The 18,628-nt window shown below is 32.6% G+C and carries 21 protein-coding genes; 8 read left to right on the top strand and 13 right to left on the bottom strand.

Translation table 11 applies throughout. From position 1 onward, the window contains the following. Nucleotides 1-662, top strand: a 662-nt coding sequence (locus VP395_RS11050) for a hypothetical protein (RefSeq protein WP_346242068.1), incomplete at its 5' end; no start/stop codon positions are given. A gap of 7 nt (nt 663-669) precedes the next feature. On the opposite strand, the gene VP395_RS11045 is transcribed toward VP395_RS11050, so the two are convergent. The 13 genes from VP395_RS11045 to VP395_RS10985 form a co-directional block, all read right to left on the bottom strand. After that, nucleotides 670-1,851: a THUMP-like domain-containing protein gene (locus tag VP395_RS11045; protein ID WP_346242067.1), complete on the bottom strand. Its 1,182-nt coding sequence runs from the start codon at nt 1,849-1,851 to the stop codon at nt 670-672. A 6-nt stretch (nt 1,852-1,857) separates the two neighbouring features. Beyond that, nucleotides 1,858-2,946: an AI-2E family transporter gene (locus tag VP395_RS11040; RefSeq protein ID WP_346242066.1), complete on the bottom strand. Its 1,089-nt coding sequence runs from the start codon at nt 2,944-2,946 to the stop codon at nt 1,858-1,860. A gap of 213 nt (nt 2,947-3,159) precedes the next feature. Next, on the bottom strand, nt 3,160-4,398 hold the full coding sequence (locus tag VP395_RS11035) for an alginate export family protein (RefSeq protein WP_346242065.1): 1,239 nt from the start codon (nt 4,396-4,398) through the stop codon (nt 3,160-3,162). Between the two features lie 44 nt (nt 4,399-4,442). Next, the gene (locus VP395_RS11030) at nt 4,443-5,270 is read right to left on the bottom strand and encodes an ABC transporter ATP-binding protein (protein WP_346242064.1); all 828 of its coding nucleotides are present in this window, start codon (nt 5,268-5,270) and stop codon (nt 4,443-4,445) included. 12 nt (nt 5,271-5,282) lie between these two features. Then, a complete protein-coding gene (locus VP395_RS11025; protein WP_346242063.1) occupies nt 5,283-6,128 on the bottom strand; it encodes an ABC transporter ATP-binding protein in 846 nt (281 codons plus the stop codon). A gap of 95 nt (nt 6,129-6,223) precedes the next feature. Further along, a complete protein-coding gene (locus VP395_RS11020; protein WP_346242062.1) occupies nt 6,224-7,330 on the bottom strand; it encodes an ABC transporter permease in 1,107 nt (368 codons plus the stop codon). A 22-nt stretch (nt 7,331-7,352) separates the two neighbouring features. Then, complete coding sequence (locus VP395_RS11015; protein WP_346242061.1) at nt 7,353-8,738, bottom strand: CmpA/NrtA family ABC transporter substrate-binding protein; 1,386 nt, start codon at nt 8,736-8,738, stop codon at nt 7,353-7,355. 349 nt (nt 8,739-9,087) lie between these two features. Then, nucleotides 9,088-9,804, bottom strand: a complete 717-nt coding sequence (locus VP395_RS11010) for a cytochrome c3 family protein (protein ID WP_346242060.1) — start codon at nt 9,802-9,804, stop codon at nt 9,088-9,090. Nucleotides 9,805-9,815: 11 nt separating this feature from the next. Continuing rightward, nucleotides 9,816-10,844, bottom strand: coding sequence for a 2Fe-2S iron-sulfur cluster-binding protein (locus VP395_RS11005; protein WP_346242059.1), 1,029 nt, complete (start codon nt 10,842-10,844; stop codon nt 9,816-9,818). Nucleotides 10,845-10,865: 21 nt separating this feature from the next. Continuing rightward, entirely contained in the window at nt 10,866-11,342 is a 477-nt protein-coding gene (locus tag VP395_RS11000; protein ID WP_346242058.1) for a hypothetical protein, read from the bottom strand. A 58-nt stretch (nt 11,343-11,400) separates the two neighbouring features. Beyond that, nucleotides 11,401-12,228 carry a c-type heme family protein gene (locus tag VP395_RS10995; protein ID WP_346242057.1) on the bottom strand — a complete coding sequence of 276 codons (828 nt, stop codon included), beginning with the start codon at nt 12,226-12,228 and terminating at the stop codon, nt 11,401-11,403. Nucleotides 12,229-12,253: 25 nt separating this feature from the next. Continuing rightward, complete coding sequence (locus VP395_RS10990; protein WP_346242056.1) at nt 12,254-12,667, bottom strand: globin family protein; 414 nt, start codon at nt 12,665-12,667, stop codon at nt 12,254-12,256. A 244-nt stretch (nt 12,668-12,911) separates the two neighbouring features. Next, complete coding sequence (locus VP395_RS10985) at nt 12,912-13,670, bottom strand: Crp/Fnr family transcriptional regulator (RefSeq protein ID WP_346242055.1); 759 nt, start codon at nt 13,668-13,670, stop codon at nt 12,912-12,914. A 238-nt stretch (nt 13,671-13,908) separates the two neighbouring features. On the opposite strand from VP395_RS10985, the gene VP395_RS10980 reads away from it, so the two are divergent. The 7 genes from VP395_RS10980 to VP395_RS10950 all read left to right on the top strand — a co-directional run bounded on the left by VP395_RS10980 (nt 13,909) and on the right by VP395_RS10950 (nt 18,625). Further along, nucleotides 13,909-15,087: a molybdopterin molybdotransferase MoeA gene (locus VP395_RS10980; protein WP_346242054.1), complete on the top strand. Its 1,179-nt coding sequence runs from the start codon at nt 13,909-13,911 to the stop codon at nt 15,085-15,087. 10 nt (nt 15,088-15,097) lie between these two features. Beyond that, on the top strand, nt 15,098-15,436 hold the full coding sequence (locus VP395_RS10975) for a winged helix-turn-helix domain-containing protein (protein ID WP_346242053.1): 339 nt from the start codon (nt 15,098-15,100) through the stop codon (nt 15,434-15,436). A 32-nt stretch (nt 15,437-15,468) separates the two neighbouring features. Beyond that, a complete protein-coding gene (locus VP395_RS10970) occupies nt 15,469-16,176 on the top strand; it encodes a sulfite exporter TauE/SafE family protein (protein ID WP_346242052.1) in 708 nt (235 codons plus the stop codon). A gap of 4 nt (nt 16,177-16,180) precedes the next feature. After that, nucleotides 16,181-16,750 carry a molybdenum cofactor guanylyltransferase gene (gene mobA / locus VP395_RS10965; RefSeq protein ID WP_346242051.1) on the top strand — a complete coding sequence of 190 codons (570 nt, stop codon included), beginning with the start codon at nt 16,181-16,183 and terminating at the stop codon, nt 16,748-16,750. Then, nucleotides 16,747-16,980 carry a MoaD/ThiS family protein gene (locus tag VP395_RS10960; protein ID WP_346242050.1) on the top strand — a complete coding sequence of 78 codons (234 nt, stop codon included), beginning with the start codon at nt 16,747-16,749 and terminating at the stop codon, nt 16,978-16,980. Before mobA ends, VP395_RS10960 begins: the two co-directional genes overlap by 4 nt. A 96-nt stretch (nt 16,981-17,076) precedes the next feature. After that, nucleotides 17,077-18,192: a molybdopterin-synthase adenylyltransferase MoeB gene (gene moeB, locus VP395_RS10955; RefSeq protein WP_346242049.1), complete on the top strand. Its 1,116-nt coding sequence runs from the start codon at nt 17,077-17,079 to the stop codon at nt 18,190-18,192. Beyond that, entirely contained in the window at nt 18,182-18,625 is a 444-nt protein-coding gene (locus VP395_RS10950; RefSeq protein WP_346242048.1) for a molybdenum cofactor biosynthesis protein MoaE, read from the top strand. Before moeB ends, VP395_RS10950 begins: the two co-directional genes overlap by 11 nt. Nucleotides 18,626-18,628 lie beyond the last annotated feature (3 nt).

The following is an 18,628-nucleotide window of genomic DNA, read 5'->3' as shown; positions in this document are numbered from 1 at the left end:
AGGAATCACGTATTGAACGAATAAAACAGGATTCAATAGCCAAAGCTAAAGAAGATGAGAAGCTAAAAATTAAAACTCAAAAAGCTACTGAAAGAGATTATAAAGCAGAACGCATTGAAATATTAAAACAGGAAGCTATTGCACAAGCTAAGGAAGAAAAGGAAAAAAATGCGATTAAAGAAGCTAATAATGAAACTATTATAGATAAAAAAAAGGAAAATGAAAAATTAGAAAGGATTAAGTTAAGAAGTACATGCCATTATGCAATGAATGAGTACGATGAAATTGATAGAATAAAGATTGTTAGAACAGATCCGTATACAATTAATGACAAATTAACTATTGAGTTATTTAAAAGAGGGAGAAGTATAAATGTTTTTTTTAATTTAAAGGAAGATTTGGGTTGTGCAAGTTATTTGCCATCGAACAGGTCTTACGTAAAAGTTAGACTTGAAAATAACCAGACAATTTCATTATACCATTCTTGGGACATGAATTGTGGAGATTATAGTTTTAAAGGTGAGATATCCAAGTCGCAAATGGCACTATTAGCAAAATCTCCAATTAAATCCATATTACTTCGAGGTACAAAAGGTTCACGTGAAGTTACAAATATAGAATACAAAGAGTTTTTTATTGACAAGTTAAGTTGTATCGAGTAATATGGGTTTAGGTCACTTTTAAAGTTTTTATTACAATTTTATTGCCTTCTTGATCTGTAGAAAAAAATAAATAACAGTTTCCCCCATCTTTAATTCGTAACTTTTTACGTAATTGGTCTACCGTTTCGGGGAAATTCCGAGTCGAAATGTTAGCTTTATCAATAGCAAGTTTTTTAAAGTCTTTTTTGTTATAAGGAATAATATCTTCAATTTTAAAACACCTTCCAGGGAAATCTATCAAAGTATCGCTTGTGTATAAATGTGAATGTTTGTGAAGTTTGAAAACGTTTAATTGGGTGGAAATAGAATCAAAACCACCTGCTTTTAAAACTGCACTATTAGGTTCGAATAAATATGTAAGTGGTTTGCTGTATGTTGAGGTTGCTGTTTTTTCATTTTCTAAAGAAAAGTTAAAAAACTCATTATCATATTTTTTAAGATTGATGGTTTTTATTGAAATATTTCCAGTAAAACCGTTTTCTAAAGTCCAAAGTAATTCTTTTACTTCATTATTTACAGCTACTACATGAATGGTTTTAACATATTTTAGCTCGTTAATCCCCACTAAAAAATCGAGTAATGGAGATGTTTTTATTAAAATATTTTTTGAATGTTGAAGCAATAAATCGATATGTTCTGGGACGTTGGGTAGGCAATCGTTAAGGAAAAAAACTTTTCCTTTGTTATCGTGTCTTCTTGAAGGATCTATATAAATCCAATCACATGTTTTGTTGCTGGTTTTTAGATACTCTATACCGTCAACAGTATGTGTAGTAATATTTTGAACAGTTAATTGCTTGTAATTGTGAGTTACTATTTCAGAAAGGTCTTTGTTGATTTCGCAATGTTCAACCGTTTTAAAAGCTTTCGAAAAATAATAAGAATCTACTCCAAAACCACCTGTTAAATCGAAGATTGATTCACCGCTAATTAAGCTTGATTTATATTGAGCTGTTATTTCAGATGATGTTTGCTCAATATTAAGTTTGTTTGGGTAATAAATTTTTTTGGTATCAAACCAAGTGGGTAGTTTCTTTTCGCAACGCTTTTTAGCTTCAATTTGTTCAATTATTTCTTTGGTTTCTATATTGGGGAAGTTTGTTCCTTTTAACAATAAAGAGGTAATACTAGAATTTAAATTTTCATTTATAAATTCTTGAATTTCAGTATTTAAAAGAGACGTGTTCAAGTGTAATTATAAATCTTTAGTAAGTTTTTTTACAATTTTGTTATCAGATAAAAACTCTTTTAAAATTACCTTAATGGCAGTGTAAACAGGTACAGCAAGTATTAGTCCAATAATGCCAAATAGTATACCTGCAATTAAAATAACCAAAAATATTTCTAAGGGATGTGATTTTACGCTTTTGGAGAATATAAAAGGCTGACTGAAAAAATTATCGACTAACTGTCCAATTATAAACATAATAAACACCCAAAATGCTTTCGGTAAAATCACCTCGCTAAAATTTTCGCCAAGGTTACTTGTCATGGTTAGGGATAACATTAAAAAAGCACCAACCATGGGGCCAATGTAAGGAACAAGATTAAGTAAAGCGCATAAAAAAGCAATAACTATAGGATTTTCTACATCTATAATAAGTAAGCCAATGGTGTAAATAACAAATAGAATAAGGATTTGAAAAATAAGACCTACAAAGTACCGTGATAGTAAATCTTTGATTTTTGTTATAGAATTTTTCCAACGGGTTTCTTTACTGTCTGGAATTAATGTAAGCACACTATTTTCAAATAAAAGGCTGTCTTTTAAAAAGAAAAAGGATATGAACAGCACCGAGAACAATCCAATGCTGAAACTTCCAAGTCCATTTATTATTGAATTTAAAAAATTGGGAATTAGCGAATAATCTATTTTAGATAAAAGGTTTGACTCTTTTATAGATTGCTCTAAATCAACTTGGTTTAAATTGAAATAGCTTACAATTTCTATATATAAATCTTCAATATTGCTTTGAAGTTGATTGATATTCAGTAGAGATAAATTGTGGCCTTGTTTTACTACTAAAGGAATAAACAAACTAACTAAGCCTATAAACAAACTTATCAGGATAACCATGGAAACAATTACGGCTAAAGTGTTCCTGAGTTTTAACCGGCGCTCTAAAAGCAGTACAATGGGTCTGCCAATCAATGAAATAACCGATGCGATAGCAATATAACCGATAACTGATTGAATTTCATATAAAAACAATAATAGCAGAGAAACACCTAAAATAATGGCTACTGCTCTTAAAATACCGTTTGATATTATTTTTGAATTCAATTGAAAGATTTAATGAGTAAATATAATACTATTTATTGTCATTATGAGGGGTAGAGGCGTAATCTGGAAAATTGACTTTTTTGTTTAAATGCAATCATTTTAATTTAAAAAAGGCATCAAAAAAAACAAAGAATCCTATAAGATTTATAGGATTCTTCAGGGATTTAAAATACTTAACTAACTCGTATAATTAAAGTATGTGTTTTTGCTTTATTAGTTTAAAAATTTAGGTTTTATAACCAACATAGCCCACGCCCAGTTTTGTACATCGGCAGCATTAGACTCTGTAATACCTTTAAGTTCGTACATGCCATCGGCAGCAAACATTTGAGAATATCCAAGTACTAAACTGTAACCTTTGAATTTCTTAGAAAAAACCAAATCTAATTCTGTTCCTAACGATTTTTCACCACTGGTTAATTCTTGCTCGCCACTAAAGTTTAATATATTTACCGATAAATTGGATGTTTCGCTTAATTTGAAATCTGCACCAATATGCACATCAACTAAACCAATAGTATTGGCATGGTTACCTACGTAGAAATAATCCATTAAACCATTGAATTTGTGGTTGGTTCCGTAAAGTGGGAAGAAAGCTCCAGTTTCTCCTGCACCTGCATCATTTCCACTAATAACTTCAACTCCTGCTCCAATGCTTACTTTTTCAGATACTTTATAAGATAAATCTAGACTTAAATCATATGCACCTTTTACATCTACTTCACCTAGTCTTTCTCCTGTTTGAATAAATGCATTCGCAGCAAGTCCAAAAGATCCTTTGTTATATTTTAAGTGTGTCCCAAAAGTTTGAAGATTAGAAACTCCAGGTGTTCCATTTTGATAACCAGTATTCATTGCTAAAAGGCTTCCTGTAAAATCACCAAATTTCTTGTTTAAATGCAGCATTTGCATTGTTTTATACGAAAAAAGCGGTGTTGTAGAATATAAATTTCCCGCTGCCGCTAAATTATCTTGATTGAAAGCTAAAGCAAAGTCTAGAGCAAACCCATCTTTGGTATATTTAATTAATGCAGCATCGTGGTTACGACCTTGTTGTGCCCAATCTAGACCCCCTAAAATACGTTGGTCATCATAAGATAATACTTGTCGACCTAGTTTGGTGGACCATCCTTTACCTAATTGTAATTCTGCCCATGCTTCAAATAAATCGAATTTGTTGCTTATATCGCTATGGATAATTTGTGGATTTTCACCCCAAAGTAAAATATCCTGAATACTCATATAAAATTTATAAGATTCAGTTGAATATCCTGCATTTAATCGGGCTCTTGTTACCGTAAAAAAGTCTGGTTCACTTGCTTCTGGAATTAAATTTCCAAATCCATGAAGATATTCGGTTCGTGGTCTAAATTCTCCATCTAAAGTAAATTGTGCTTGCGCAAATTGTATGCACCCCAATAATAGTCCTAAAATTACGTATTGTTTTTTCATTTTTTTTTTGATTTTAATTTTTAATTGTTTGGTTTTTAAGGTATTTAATGTTCTAAAAAATCTATAAGATGTTTTCTGTATTTATAATAGTCGTCATGTTCTAATACTGATTTCCGGGTTCTTGGTCGTTCAAAATCTATGCTTAAAACATCACCTATTTTCGCTTTGGGTCCGCTGGTCATCATCACAACGCGGTCTGCTAAAAAGATAGCTTCATCTACATCGTGGGTAATCATAACAGCTGTAATTTTCTCTTTGTTCCATATTTCAATAAGGATGTCTTGTAGTTCGCCACGGGTTAAAGAATCCAACATTCCGAAAGGTTCATCAAGTAATAGAACTTTTGGTTTTATGGCGAATGCTCTTGCAATTCCAACCCGTTGTTGCATCCCTTGAGATAGTTCCGAAGCGCGTTTATTAAAAGCAGCGTCTAATCCTACTTTTTGTAAATAGTATTTGGCAATATCATTACGTTGTGCTTTGGTAGCATCAGGAAAAACTTGGTTAACGCCTAGCAATACATTTTGAAGTGATGTCATCCAAGGCATTAAACTGGGTGATTGAAAAATAACACCTCTATCAGGGCCTGGGCCTTTAATATTTTTTCCTAATACTGAAATATTGCCTCCAGAAATTGCATTTAGTCCCGCAATCATAGATAGCATGGTAGTTTTGCCACAACCAGAGTGTCCAATAATGGTAACGAACTCTTCCTTTCTTATTTGAAGATTCAAATCTTCCAATACGACATAGTCACCTTTTGGTGTTGGATATACTTTCTTAAGGCCTTTTAAATCCAACATAACCTCATTCGAAGGGAAAAGTCCATTGTCATTTATAGCTGTACCTTTATTTGCTGTTATTATACTCATCGTTTTCTCTTATTAAAATCGGTTTACAAAATCTTTAGGGGTTAACTCCGGTAATGCATATTCTGTTTTAGATACCGATTTACGCTCATTCCCAATATCCATCAAATACTCAATAATAGCATTTCTGGTTTTTTTGAAATTAGGATTATCGTTCATTTCCGTTTTATCTCTTGGACGATCAATATCAATTTTAAACTCAGGACCTAATGTAGCGTTCGGTCCTGGACGTAGCGGAATAATGCGGTCTGCCATATAAATACCTTCATCTACATCATTCGTAATTAGCAACGCAGTACGTTTTTCTTTACCCCAAATATTTAAAATTTCGTCTTGTAAATTTCCACGTGTTAAGGCATCTAAAGCGCCTAGCGGTTCGTCCATAATTATCATTTCGGGTTTCATTGCTAAAGCGCGAGCAACCGCAACACGCTGGCGCATACCACCTGATAATTCTTTTGGGCGTTTGTTAATAGCATGCGATAAGCTTACCATATCTACATACTCTGCCACAATACCGTTTAGTTCTTGTTTGCTTTTTTTAGGAAACGCCTCCTTTACAGCCATATAAATATTCTGCCCAACCGTTAACCACGGTAGTAACGAGTAATTTTGAAAAATAACCCCACGCTCATGGCTTGTTCCAACTACTGGCTCACCTTTAAACAAAACTTCACCATTTGTGGGTTGTAGTAATCCGTTTATCAAGTTTACCAATGTTGTTTTTCCACTACCTGTAAACCCCACAATAGCAACAAACTCACCTTCTTCAATAGACAAATTAATGTTCGAAAGCACTTCGGTAGCATTATCATCCTTTCCGTAGGTTTTGTATATATTATTTAATTCTAAATATGCCATTTTTTGTATGTTTATTTGTTGATTCGTTTATTAGCTGAATTGTTTATCTTGTTGCAATTACACAATTAAACATTTCAACGATTCCACATATTAAATTAAATTCCATCATTTTTATTGAACGAAATCATATTCTGAACGGTTAGCATAATTCGGTCTAACAAAAATCCAATACCACCAATAACAAACATGGCAACAATAATTTTTGAGTTGGAATCTATTGCTCCATTTTGAAATTCTTCCCAAACAAATGATCCTAAACCAGGACTTTGTGCCAATAATTCAATAGCAATAAGTACCATCCAAGACACTGAAAGTGTGATTCTTAATCCTGTAAATATGAGAGGTAAAGCCGATGGTAATATCACTTTAAACACTTTTTGAAAGGTGCCTAATTTCAATACTTTCGCTACGTTTATATAATCTTTATCTACTGATGAAACTCCCATAGCAGTATTTACTAAAGTGGCCCACATAGAACATAAACCAACACTAATAAATGAGATGATAAAAGCACTATCAGATTCGGAGTTTTTAGTTAATGTTTTTACAATCATAAAAACTAATAATAACCAAACTACAGGAGATACGGGTTTTAATATTTGAATTAACCAGTTTACCGAACTTCTTAAGGTTTTGCTAAGCCCAATCACAATTCCTATTGGAACTGCGATAATCAAAGCTAACAGAAAACCTGCAAAAACGGTTTTTATACTAGTGAAAATCTGGTCTACAAATGATGGTCTTCCTGTATAAGTAATAGCATCTTTTCCTTCCGCCAAACGTTTGGCGTTTAAAGCAGCCGTTTTTTCAATAAAAGTTTCTTTATCAGCTCTAATAACGAAATGGTCATCTAATAGAGTTTGAAAAGAAGCCCAAACTTGAGCAGGAGATGGCAATGTGTTTGGTTGGCATTTTATAGCTCCCGATGCTATACAAGCTCTCATGGCATCTGCAGCTTCCTGCCCTTGTTCGGTTAAAGCTTTTTCAATTTTGTATTCAGCTTCTGTATTAAATAGAGCTTTAGCTCCCATGTGCCATAATCCTATAAATAAGAATATGGAAGCAAGAGGCACGACTACTTTTCGTAAGAAGTTTTTAAAATCTTCTTTTTCAATCTTCCCAGTGAATATCGATTTTAATGTTCCTAAAAACTCGAATCCCATAAACTTGGTTATTTTATCTAATGTGATGCTTTGCTTCATGATTACTAACTTTTTGTAAATTTTATTTTTTATCCTTATTTCCTATCGAGAAACTATTGATATATCCTATTGGGTCTTTTGCGTCGTACTTGGTACCATCAATAAAATCGGTTGTTGCAGGTTTGAATCCATCTGTACTAGGTACATCGCTTGCAGGAATTTGTCCTTCAGCTACCAATAAATCGGCTGCTTTTTTCCAGATATCTGGTCTGTAAATCTTTTTTATAGTTTCAGCATACCATCCTTCTGGTTTCGCATTAGGAATTTGACCCCATCTACGCATTTGTGTTAAGAACCAAATACCATCAGAGTAAAAAGGGTAAGTAGCGTTGTATTTGTAGAATACGTTAAAGTCTGGCATGGCACGTTTATCTCCTTTTTCAAATTCAAAAGTACCCGTCATGGAGTTTGCCAAAACAACTTCATCGGCACCTACATATTGAGGCATTGATAATATTTTAACTGCTTCGGCTCTGTTACTTGGTTCATCTAACCATTTACCTGCACGAATTAACGCTTTGGTAACTGCTATGGCTGTATTTGGGTTTTCTTCAACAAACTTTTTTGTCATTACAAATACTTTCTCTGGGTTGTTTTTCCAGATGTCGTAGTTGGTTACAACAGGCACACCAATACCTTTAAATACAGCTTGTTGGTTCCAAGGCTCCCCTACGCAATATCCGTAAATAGTACCTGCTTCTAAGGTTGCTGGCATTTGTGGTGGTGGTGTAACAGATAGTAATACATCGGCACCAATTTGTCCTTGTACATTATCGGCAGTGTACATACCAGGGTTGATTCCTGCTGCGGCTAGCCAATATCTAATTTCGTAATTGTGTGTAGATACCGGAAAAACCATACCCATTTTAAAGGCGTTACCTTTGTTTTTATATTCAGTGATCACTGGTTTTAAAGCATCTGCTTTTATTGGGTGAACTGGTTTACCATCTGCACCTTTTGGTACATTTGGCTTCATTTTAGACCAAACATCGTTTGATACTGTGATTGCATTTCCATTCAAATCCATAGAATAAGCAGTAACTAATTCCGCTTGTCTACCAAAACCAGCACCTGCAGCAATTGGTTGTCCTGCTAACATATGAGATCCGTCTAACTGACCATCGATAACACGATCTAAAACATTTTTCCAGTTTGATTGTGCCTCAACAGAAACAAACAATCCTTCATCTTCAAAAAATCCTTTTTCTTTTGCAATGGCTAAAGGTGCCATATCGGTTAATTTAATAAAACCAAAAGTTAATTGTGGTTTTTCAATGTCTAATGTTTTTGTTTTTGAAGTTTCGGTAGCGATTTCTTCAGTAGATGCTTTTTTTTCTTTTCCACCGCAGGCGCCTAGTAGCAATCCAAGTGATAAGATCCATGTTGATTTTGTTAGTAGTGATTTCATATTATCTAGTTTTAATATTTTTAATAAGTATTAGTACTTAATTACATGGCAAATATATAAGTAGTATTGTTTTTATTCAATGAGATAGAACATGTAACAATAACCTTTTATGCATATATTTAAGATATAAATAGCATAAAAAAAACTGCTATAATGCAGTTTTTCATTGTAAAACCCTGATAAACAATTATTTGTTATTACTTAGTTATTTAAAACTTGTTTACGTACTAATACGTAAAATTGATTGTTTTCGCTTGGTTGGTTAGATAATTAGGTCTTTAGGTATTGAGAAATATGTATTTTTTTGATGATTTTAAAGAATTAAAATGGACCTTTATTATGGTGAAGGTTATTTTTTATTTATTTTTTTTATCCAATCCAATTGGGTTAACCCTACATATTTTTTGTTATTACCATAAGGATCTGCTCCTCCTTTTAAATAAGCTTGAATAAGCTTCATAGGAATTGTATCTTTTAATTTAACAGGGACTTCGTATGTGTGATTACCATGAAAATCATGACATTCAATACAGGTAAGCCATTGTTCATTAGCAATAAGTGTTTTATGTGGAATGTCTACAGGGTCGTCTTCAACTTCTAAATCTTTATGGCAGTTCATGCAGTAGTTCATACTGACTGAAGCTACCGTTACTCGTTCACCTTTATGTTCAGTATGGCAAGTGATGCAAGTTGTTGCATTTATTTGTTTGATAGCATCACTAAATCTTGGTTCTGTAAATCGATGTGTAGGATGCCTGTCATTAGGTCTATCATGGCAACTTAAACAGTTGTTAACTGTTACATCGCTAGTTCCAAAATCAACCCCGTTTTTACGCATCCCAACGGAATGCTCTATATTGGATTGTATTTGTTGTAGTAGATTTCCTTTAGCATCTGCATGACATGCTATACACGAAACATCGGCATGACCAGAATTCATTGGACCCAATGAAATATATTTTTCAGAAGATTCTAAGCTAAGAAAAAAGAATAGAAGACCTCCTATGGTCAGACCTATAATTCCACCAATAAATTGTCTCTTTCTTAATGGACTTACTTTAATCATAATAATTTGAATTACAAATTGATGGTGATTTTTTTACTTTTAGGGTAACTTATACAAGTAAGGATGCTTCCTTTGTCAACTTCTGGTTGTGATAAAAAGTGTCCTGCGGTCATTTCAATTTCACCAGAAACGCAAACAGCTTTACAAGTTGAGCAAACTCCAGATCTGCAAGAGTATGGCAAGGCAATATTGTTTGCCATAGCTACTCTTAATATAGATTTGTCTCCAGGGACCTGTATTTGATATGCTGTGCCATTGAAATTTATTTCTACATTACTAATAAAATCATTTCCTGAAACTTTAACTTTAGGCTTTTTAAATACTTCAACAATGATTTCATTAGGTTTTACATTGTTATTAGTTAGTATTTCCTTTGTTTTCTCCATGAATCCGAAAGGGCCACAAATCATATAGACATTATTTTCAAAATTAATGTGGTATTTGTTTAAAATTTTATCATATAAGTCTCTGGTAGCTAATCCTTCATGGTAGTTTTCATTAGGTTCATTGTTATTAGCTAAAATATGATCTACATTAAATGTATTAAAATAGGTTTCTTTTAAAGCTAATATTTCCTGGTGAAAAATAATGGACTCTTTGTCTCTATTAGCATAAATCAATAATACTTTCGATTTAGGTTCTTTTGTAAGAATCGATTTAACTATAGAAAAAACAGGTGTTATACCACTTCCGCCAGCAAAAAGAACATATTGTTTTTCTTCATTTATTTTAGGCTCTACATAAAAGCTTCCTTGTGGTTTATCAATTTCAAGCGCATCACCAATTTTTAAATTTTGGCATATAAAATTTGAAACTAATCCTTTGTCAACTTGCTTTACGGTTATTTTTAGATCTTTGTCGGTGTAAGGGTTGCTACTAAAGGAATAGGATCGTTTTTCTACTTTGTTATTTATGGGAACATGTAGGGTTAAAAACTGACCTGGTTTATATTTAACTTTATTAAAAAAATTACCGTTTTTAAAAAACACACTAACGGCATCATTAGTTTCTTTTTTTATATCTTTTACAACTAACTTCATTTATTTTTTAGTTTTTAAGCTTTATTTATAGTAAAATACCATGCTTATATGAAAAACCATTAGCAAAGTAATTACCATAGAAAATGCTACGTGAGTAATCATCCATCCTTTAAATAAAACCTCGTTAGTGGATTTTATAACATCTAAATTAAAATAACCTATAAAGTTGTTTATGATAAAAATATAGGTTAAAAGCATGAGGTACCCATAGCCAAAACTCATACTATGCATGTAAAACAGCAACGGACTTAAAGCACCAAACCATTTATGAAGATTAGTAACTTTAAAAGAATATTTTTTTAATTTATTTATAATTCTGCTAAAAGTTAATAACCATTGAATTACAATAAATAGTGCTAAACCAAGACCAGACCACCTTTTATAAATCTCTTCTTGTTGCATTTTGTATAACCATTCCCATTTTAGACCCAGAATAAACTGCGTCAGGTATAGAAATAGTAATAAAAGACCAATACTTGTTAATTTATTAATTTTCACTTAATAGTATCTTTTGGTTTATTAAGAAGCTATTTTACTTTTTCTTTTTAATATTGAATTATTTGAACGATAGCAAATTTTTCATGGTTCCAAAAGAAGACAGTTTTCGAACACTATCTAAAAATACTTCTGGTTTTGGTAAATAATTACCTTTAGAAGGCCACTTGTCTCCAATTTCAGGCTTCGTACTATTTTTAAAGCTTTCAATTTCATTTAAGTATTCAATATAGGTGTCTACAGTGCCTTTAGCGTAGGCATTTAGTACCTTAATAGCATCTCCATAACTTAAAGAATCAGCTGGGTATTGCCATGTTGTAGAGCCCATAACATCTCCTAACTTCCAATCTGTTTTAGATGTTTGTTTATGATCGTTGTGGCAGGTAACACAAGCATCTGCACTGGCTAAGTCGGCAAACATAGCGGTGTGTAATTTTTGTTCATCGTCATAAAAAAATTGTGGTTTTTGATCTTTTTTGATCTTTTCAAATAAAACGGCTTGTTTGCCTTTAAGTTTATTTGCATTGTTAATTGGAAAGTCTGATCCTAAATATAAACCTAATGGGACATCACCTTTTCTAATACTAGTAGCTATGCCTCTTAAGAATAGTGCTGGTAGAGGGCCTGCCTCTACATCATTTTTTCTCCAATCCTCATCAAACTTCATTCCTTGTTTTTTTCCTTCTCCAACAATTGCTTTAGTATACAGTGTTCTGGTAATATCATTTTCTTTTGATACCATTTCCAAAACCTCGTCAACAGAAAAAACTTTTTCAGCAGCTGCAAGTTCTTCTTTCTCCTCAGGTACACCGCCGCAGGCATTTAATATTAAAGAGATAACTACTAATGAAATTGTTTTTATAATCGAATTATTTATTAAATTTTTCATAATTGTTTTAGTTTTTTAATTAATATTAATAAGAAGCATCTATCATTACTGTAGACATGGTACCATATACGTTGGTCCAGGCATCTTTAACTTCTGGTGTAAAATCGTCTCCAAGCCCTATTGCAAGGGTACTTAATAATGCGGAGCCTACAGTATTGTAATGCGATGGTTTTACATGATACTCTACATGACGTTTCCCTAGATTTTGTAAAACAGGAACTAACATTTCTAAATTGCTTAATCCTGCAACAGCACTCGATAACATCATCATTAATTTATTGCCCTGTTCTACCATAGCCTCGTCACTTGAAGGAAAAAGAGGTTTTAGTGCTGGATCTAGTTCAAATAATTTTGTATAAAATATTTTTGCAGCAGTTGGTGCTATTGGTTTTACTTTTTCAAAAGATTCTTGTACCAGTGTAATTGTTTTTTGTTCCATAATATCAGATCGTTTTTAATATTTTTTATGTAAATACTTATATCTCTAAGTATTTATCAAAAATAATAGAACTCATTATTAATTAATATGCTATAAAACAAGGCTATTTGCTTTTTTTAACACCTTTTAAACTGATATTTTTATTATAAAAAGATGATTTTATACCATAAAAAAACCACCAATAAGGTGGTTTTTTGCTATTAATCTATATGTAGTATAGTAATTTACGTAATTAATACTTACTCTAGCTTCCTAAGTAATAATGATGCTCTTCAATTTCTTGTTTAAGTACTTTTTCATTTAAAAGCCCAATCCTTTTTCCGTTTGCCGCAATAAGTTTTTCCTTTTTTAAAGCGGAAAATATCCTTATAACTTGCTCTTCAGTGGTACCTGCATAATCTGCATATTCTTTTCTGCTTAAAGGTAAGTTTAGAAATCCCCTCACGTCACCAAATTTTCTATGAATATATAGTAAGGAGTCTATGACGCGTTCTCTTACAGTCATTTGAGAAATAGATTTAACTTTCGATTCACTTTTATTGAGTTCGTTGGCGTAAAAAAGCATAAAATCGTAGGCAAATTTTGGATTGTTTAATAAAGCATCTTGTAAATTTTGTTTTGAAAAATAGCATAATCTGGTGTCTTCTAATGCGATAGCGCCAATTGAATAGTATTCTTCAGTGCCAAAACCACGATGTCCAATAATTTCGCCTTCTTTAGCAAAACGAACAATTTGTTCCCTGCCGTTAATGCCGGTTCTAAAAACTTTGACTTTGCCTCTTAAAACAAAAAATAAGCCGTTTACTGGGGCGCCTTCCATGATAAATTGTTGCCCTCTTTTACATCTCAAATTATTTTTTTCATTAATAATGGGAGAATTTTCTAATGTTGTTAAGTTTTTTTTAATGAGACAGTCCTTGTTTTCACAAGACAAGCAAGATGTGTTTTCTATAACACGTTTTCGTATTATTGTATTGGATGTATGTGTGATTTTAGTTTGCAATATAGGTGTTTATAAACCAAAAAATGGTTGATTGATTCCAAATATACGTATTAATACTTAATTTTGTGTTTTTAATACGTATTTTTATGGGTTTGATAAAATATTAATAATCTTATTGTAGAGAATACAAAATAAACTCTCTATTTTGGGAACTACGTATTTATGCTAAATTATACTATTTAAAACAGTGTTGTAAAAATTTATTCGTTATATTTGTAAAGATATAACGAAAAGTAGTATGACGTCCATTGAAGAAGCCATTCAGTTTGTTAAAGAGCATAGTAAACCGCTTTTAAAAAGCATATACAAAACTGTTGAAAAAGCAGGAGGTTATGAACTTTTTGAAAATGTTGATTCTCCTATAAATATGCCACCGTTTAGGCAATCGGCAATGGATGGTTATGCTTTGAATTTGCACGATAACTTAACATATCAACTTATTGGAGAGGTAAAGGCAGGAGATGTGCGTCAAACTATTTTAAAACCAGGAGAAGCTGTACGCATTTTTACAGGTGCGCCAGTTCCAAATTCTTCTAATGCGGTTGTGATGCAAGAAAAGGTGATTGCTAATGGGGATAACATCAGCATTGAAAACAAAGTTGAAGTTAATATGAATATTCGCCCATTAGGGGAGCAGGTTAAAAAAGGAGAACAAGCGCTTGCTAAAAATACGAAATTGACACCTGCAGCCATTGGTTATTTAAGTTCTTTGGGTATTTCAAAAGTTAATGTGTTTAAGAAACCATCTATTGCTTTAATTACCACAGGAAATGAGTTGGTGGAAGCTGGCTCCGAATTAACTTACGGAAAAATATACGAGAGCAATTCTAAAATGCTTTTAAGTGCACTTTACAGTTTGAAATTCTACGATGTTACTATACATAAAGTTGAAGATGATTTTGAAAAAACACAATCAAAATTAGATACTGTTATTAATGAAAACGACTTGGTAATTATAACCGGTGGTATTTCAGTGGGTGATTATGATTTTGTTGGAAAAGCTTTAAATACATTAAGGATTACCGAGCATTTTTATAAAGTAAAACAAAAACCAGGGAAGCCTTTGTTTTTTGGAACCAAACAAAATACAGCCGTTTTTGCGCTCCCAGGAAACCCAGCCGCTGCGTTAACGTGTTTTTATGTTTATGTGTATATCACATTACAAAAAATGATGAACCATCAAGACATTGAATTACCGCGTGTAAACGCAACCTCAATTTCTGCCTTTAAAAAGTTTGGTGACCGACCACAATTTTTAAAAGCGATACATATTAATGGTTCTGTTGAAATTTTAGAAGGTCAAAGTTCTGCCATGCAGCAAACCTTTGCCTTATCAAATGCGTTAGTATTTATGCGTGAAGAAGTTACTAATATTGAAATTGGAGATACCGTAGAAGTTATTTTGCTCCCAGTTTAAATGAAAACTTATGAGTTATAAAATAAAAAGTAGAATTTGGATTGAATGTAACGAACATGTGTTGCTCGGTGAAGGGCGTGTTCATTTATTAAAGGCTATCGACGAAGCAGGCTCGTTATCAAAAGCAGCAAAAGCCTTAAATATTTCTTATAAAAAAGCGTGGGGGCTTCTTGACTCGGTAAACAAATCGGCGAAAAAACCAGTCACTATAAATTCGACCGGAGGAAAGGGTGGTGGTGGCGCCGAATTAACCGAATACGGGAAATCGCTAATTCGGGTTTTTGATGAAATCAATCAAAATTGCTGGAAATTTTTAGATAAACAATTAGCTAAAATAGAAAATTTATAATGTTAGGAACCCAAAACATAACCTTCTTTCTAATGCTACTCCCCATAGTATCATTTTTATATGCGAGCGTAGGGCATGGTGGTGCTAGTGGGTATTTGGCTTTAATGGCGTTGTTTTCGTTTTCACCTGAAACAATGAAGCCAACAGCGCTTTTATTGAATCTTTTTGTGGCAGGTATTTCGTTTTACTATTATTACAAGGAAGGGTATTTTAATAAAAAACTATTTTTCTCGTTTGCAGTAACCTCTATTCCTTTTGCTTTTTTGGGTGGTACTATAGAAATTGATGCGTCCATATATAAAAAAGTATTAGCTATTTTATTGGTGTTTGCCATTTTAAAAATGCTAAACGTTTTTGGCAAGGAAAGCGAGTCTACTAAACAAGTTAAGCTTTGGCAAGGATTTTTAGTGGGTGGTGTTATTGGCTTTTTTTCTGGTTTAATTGGAATAGGTGGAGGCATCATTTTAACGCCACTTATATTATTGCTCCATTGGGGAAATATGAAAGAAGCGGCGGCAGTTTCGGCGTTGTTTATTTGGGTTAATTCTGCTTCTGGACTTGTAGGGCAAGTAAGTAGCGGTGTGCATATAGAAAGCGATACCTTTGTTTTAGTGGTGGTTGCGTTAGTAGGCGGGGTGCTTGGTGGTTATTTAGGAAGTAAAAAAATAAATAACCAATCATTACGATATATTTTAGCTTTCGTGCTTGCTATTGCTTGTGTTAAATTAATAATCACATAAAATAATGGATAAAAATGATATAACAGGCATTATTTTATCTGGCGGAAAAAGTTCACGTATGGGCACCGATAAGGGCTTTTTAATGTATGAAGGCAAATCTTTTGTACAGCATAGTATCGACGCATTGAAACCTTTAGTTTCTAATACCCTTATTGTTTCTAATAATAAAGCGTATGATGTGTTCGGATTAAAAAGAATTGAAGATGTTATTGAGAATGCAGGACCATTAGCAGGAATTTATTCGGGGTTGAAACAGTCCTCAACAGCTTATAATTTAGTTTTGAGTTGCGATATTCCGTTAATTTCAACTATAATTTTAAAGAAGTTAATACATGAAATTGATGTTGAATCCGAAGTCATTCAAATAAAAAGTCACGGAAAAGAGATGCCACTTATTGCACTTTATAATAAATCCTGTGAAACTGTGTTTTTAAAACTTTTAAACGAAGGCGAACGGCGTTTGCAATTTGCAGTAAATCAATGCAAAGTGAAGCAAGTAGTATTAACCGGTGAAGATGTACTATTCACACAAAACATCAACACACCAGAAGAATTAAAAGAGATTATAAAATGAATATTAGTATAAAATATTTCGGGCTTATAGCTGAGGTTACTCAATGTGAGAAAGAAATCATATCTTTTTCAGGAAGCACCATATCTGAATTTTTAGATGTTTTGCATTCTAAATATTCAGCACTTAAAAATAAAGATTTTCAAGTGGCTCAAAATCAAGAGTTGGTTTCATTGGAAACTAAAGTAAGTGGAAGTGAAATTGCATTATTACCACCTTTTGCTGGTGGTTAAAATATCCTGCAAGGTTGTGATAACCTTGTATGTATAAAAAAAATGTACCTACTCTTACAAGGTTTTTAAATCTTGCATGTTGGGTAAATATGAAAAATGAATAGATACAGCAGACATATCATTCTTTCAGAAATCGGGCAAACCGGTCAAGATAAAATCACGAACGCCAAAGTATTGGTGGTTGGTGCGGGTGGACTCGGGTGTCCCGTGTTGCAATATCTAACAGCAGCAGGTGTTGGAACTTTAGGGATTATTGATTTTGATATAGTTGAAGAATCAAACTTACAGCGTCAAATATTATTCGGAACATCTAGCCTAGGTAAAAATAAAGCAGAAGCAGCAAAAAACAGATTAGAAGATTTAAATTGTGAGATTTCAATTACCGCTTATGCTAAAAAACTAACCTATCAAAACGCATTAGAATTGTTCAACCAATATGATATTATTGTTGATGGTACCGATAATTTCGAAGTGCGTTACCTTATAAACGATGCCTGCATCATCACCAATAAACCACTTGTTTTTGGCGCGATTTACAAATTTGAAGGTCAGGTCTCTGTTTTTAATTATAAGAATGGTCCCAGTTATAGGTGTTTGTTTCCCAATTCACCACAAAAAAATAGTGTTCCTAATTGTTCAGAAATAGGTGTGTTGGGTGTGTTGCCTGGAATTATCGGTAGCATGCAAGCCAACGAAGTTCTGAAAATTATTTTAGAAATAGGTGATGTGCTTTCAGGAAAATTTCTTTGTTACAATGCTTTAAATTCCCAAACTTCTATTTTGAAAATTAATAAAGCGGATTTAGAAGTAGCTAAGGTTTTAAAAGAACAGGATGGTTTTAATAAAAAACAATTAATTGAAAATTGTGAGTTTGAACCTCATGAAATTTCTATTAATGGTATTTCAACATTTGAAAACATTCAGTTTATAGATGTTCGAGAAATACATGAACTACCAAAAATTAAAACTTCCACTTCAATTCCTTTAAGCGAACTTAAAAATTCAATAAATAAAATAGATTCTGAAAAGCAAAAAGTTATTTTTTGCCAATCAGGAATAAGAAGTAAACAAGCGGTTTCAATTCTAAATAAATTAAATATTAGTGATTGTTTTAGTTTAAAGGAAGGCGCTTCGGAGATAATTAAACGTATAAAACACCTACAAGGTTCTCAAAACCTTACAGAGAAAACAAATAGAAAAAATGACAGATAAAAAACCAAAAAGTGTGTTTAAACAAGGTGCTATTTCTTCAGAATTTATTGGAGAATCTATCGCCAAGCACCAAACAAAAACAAGTATTGGTGCTCACAATATTTTTTTGGGTCAAGTACGTGGCGATATGATTGATGGCAAAATAGTTTCGTCTATTGAGTACACAGCGTATGAAGATATGGCTAACCAAAAATTTCACGACATTAGAGAAGCAGCTTTCGAGAAATTTCAATTAACCTGTATGCATATTTATCACAGTTTAGGAATAGTAAAAGCAGGAGAAATTTGTTTATTCGTATTCGTGTCTTCGCCAAGAAGAAAAGTGGTTTTTGAAGCATTAGAATTTATAGTTGAAGAAATTAAAGCGCATGTACCCGTTTTTGGAAAAGAAATTTTCGAGGATGATACGCATCAATGGAAGGTAAATAATTAAGTT

Source organism: Mariniflexile soesokkakense (genome assembly GCF_039650365.1).
Lineage (GTDB): Bacteria > Bacteroidota > Bacteroidia > Flavobacteriales > Flavobacteriaceae > Mariniflexile > Mariniflexile soesokkakense.
This window is presented reverse-complemented; position numbering and strand designations above follow the sequence as displayed.

What these genes read in the sequence shown, in the direction of transcription:
- VP395_RS10950 (WP_346242048.1), top strand. Translation starts at nt 18,182, where the DNA reads ATGACAGATAAAAAACCAAAAAGTGTGTTTAAACAAGGTGCTATTTCT.
- mobA (WP_346242051.1), top strand. Translation starts at nt 16,181, where the DNA reads ATGGATAAAAATGATATAACAGGCATTATTTTATCTGGCGGAAAAAGT.
- VP395_RS11015 (WP_346242061.1), bottom strand. Translation starts at nt 8,738, where the DNA reads ATGAAATCACTACTAACAAAATCAACATGGATCTTATCACTTGGATTG.
- VP395_RS10960 (WP_346242050.1), top strand. Translation starts at nt 16,747, where the DNA reads ATGAATATTAGTATAAAATATTTCGGGCTTATAGCTGAGGTTACTCAA.
- VP395_RS11010 (WP_346242060.1), bottom strand. Translation starts at nt 9,804, where the DNA reads ATGATTAAAGTAAGTCCATTAAGAAAGAGACAATTTATTGGTGGAATT.
- moeB (WP_346242049.1), top strand. Translation starts at nt 17,077, where the DNA reads ATGAATAGATACAGCAGACATATCATTCTTTCAGAAATCGGGCAAACC.
- VP395_RS11035 (WP_346242065.1), bottom strand. Translation starts at nt 4,398, where the DNA reads ATGAAAAAACAATACGTAATTTTAGGACTATTATTGGGGTGCATACAA.
- VP395_RS11025 (WP_346242063.1), bottom strand. Translation starts at nt 6,128, where the DNA reads ATGGCATATTTAGAATTAAATAATATATACAAAACCTACGGAAAGGAT.
- VP395_RS10990 (WP_346242056.1), bottom strand. Translation starts at nt 12,667, where the DNA reads ATGGAACAAAAAACAATTACACTGGTACAAGAATCTTTTGAAAAAGTA.
- VP395_RS10970 (WP_346242052.1), top strand. Translation starts at nt 15,469, where the DNA reads ATGCTACTCCCCATAGTATCATTTTTATATGCGAGCGTAGGGCATGGT.
- VP395_RS11030 (WP_346242064.1), bottom strand. Translation starts at nt 5,270, where the DNA reads ATGAGTATAATAACAGCAAATAAAGGTACAGCTATAAATGACAATGGA.
- VP395_RS10995 (WP_346242057.1), bottom strand. Translation starts at nt 12,228, where the DNA reads ATGAAAAATTTAATAAATAATTCGATTATAAAAACAATTTCATTAGTA.
- VP395_RS11020 (WP_346242062.1), bottom strand. Translation starts at nt 7,330, where the DNA reads ATGAAGCAAAGCATCACATTAGATAAAATAACCAAGTTTATGGGATTC.
- VP395_RS10975 (WP_346242053.1), top strand. Translation starts at nt 15,098, where the DNA reads ATGAGTTATAAAATAAAAAGTAGAATTTGGATTGAATGTAACGAACAT.
- VP395_RS11005 (WP_346242059.1), bottom strand. Translation starts at nt 10,844, where the DNA reads ATGAAGTTAGTTGTAAAAGATATAAAAAAAGAAACTAATGATGCCGTT.
- VP395_RS10980 (WP_346242054.1), top strand. Translation starts at nt 13,909, where the DNA reads ATGACGTCCATTGAAGAAGCCATTCAGTTTGTTAAAGAGCATAGTAAA.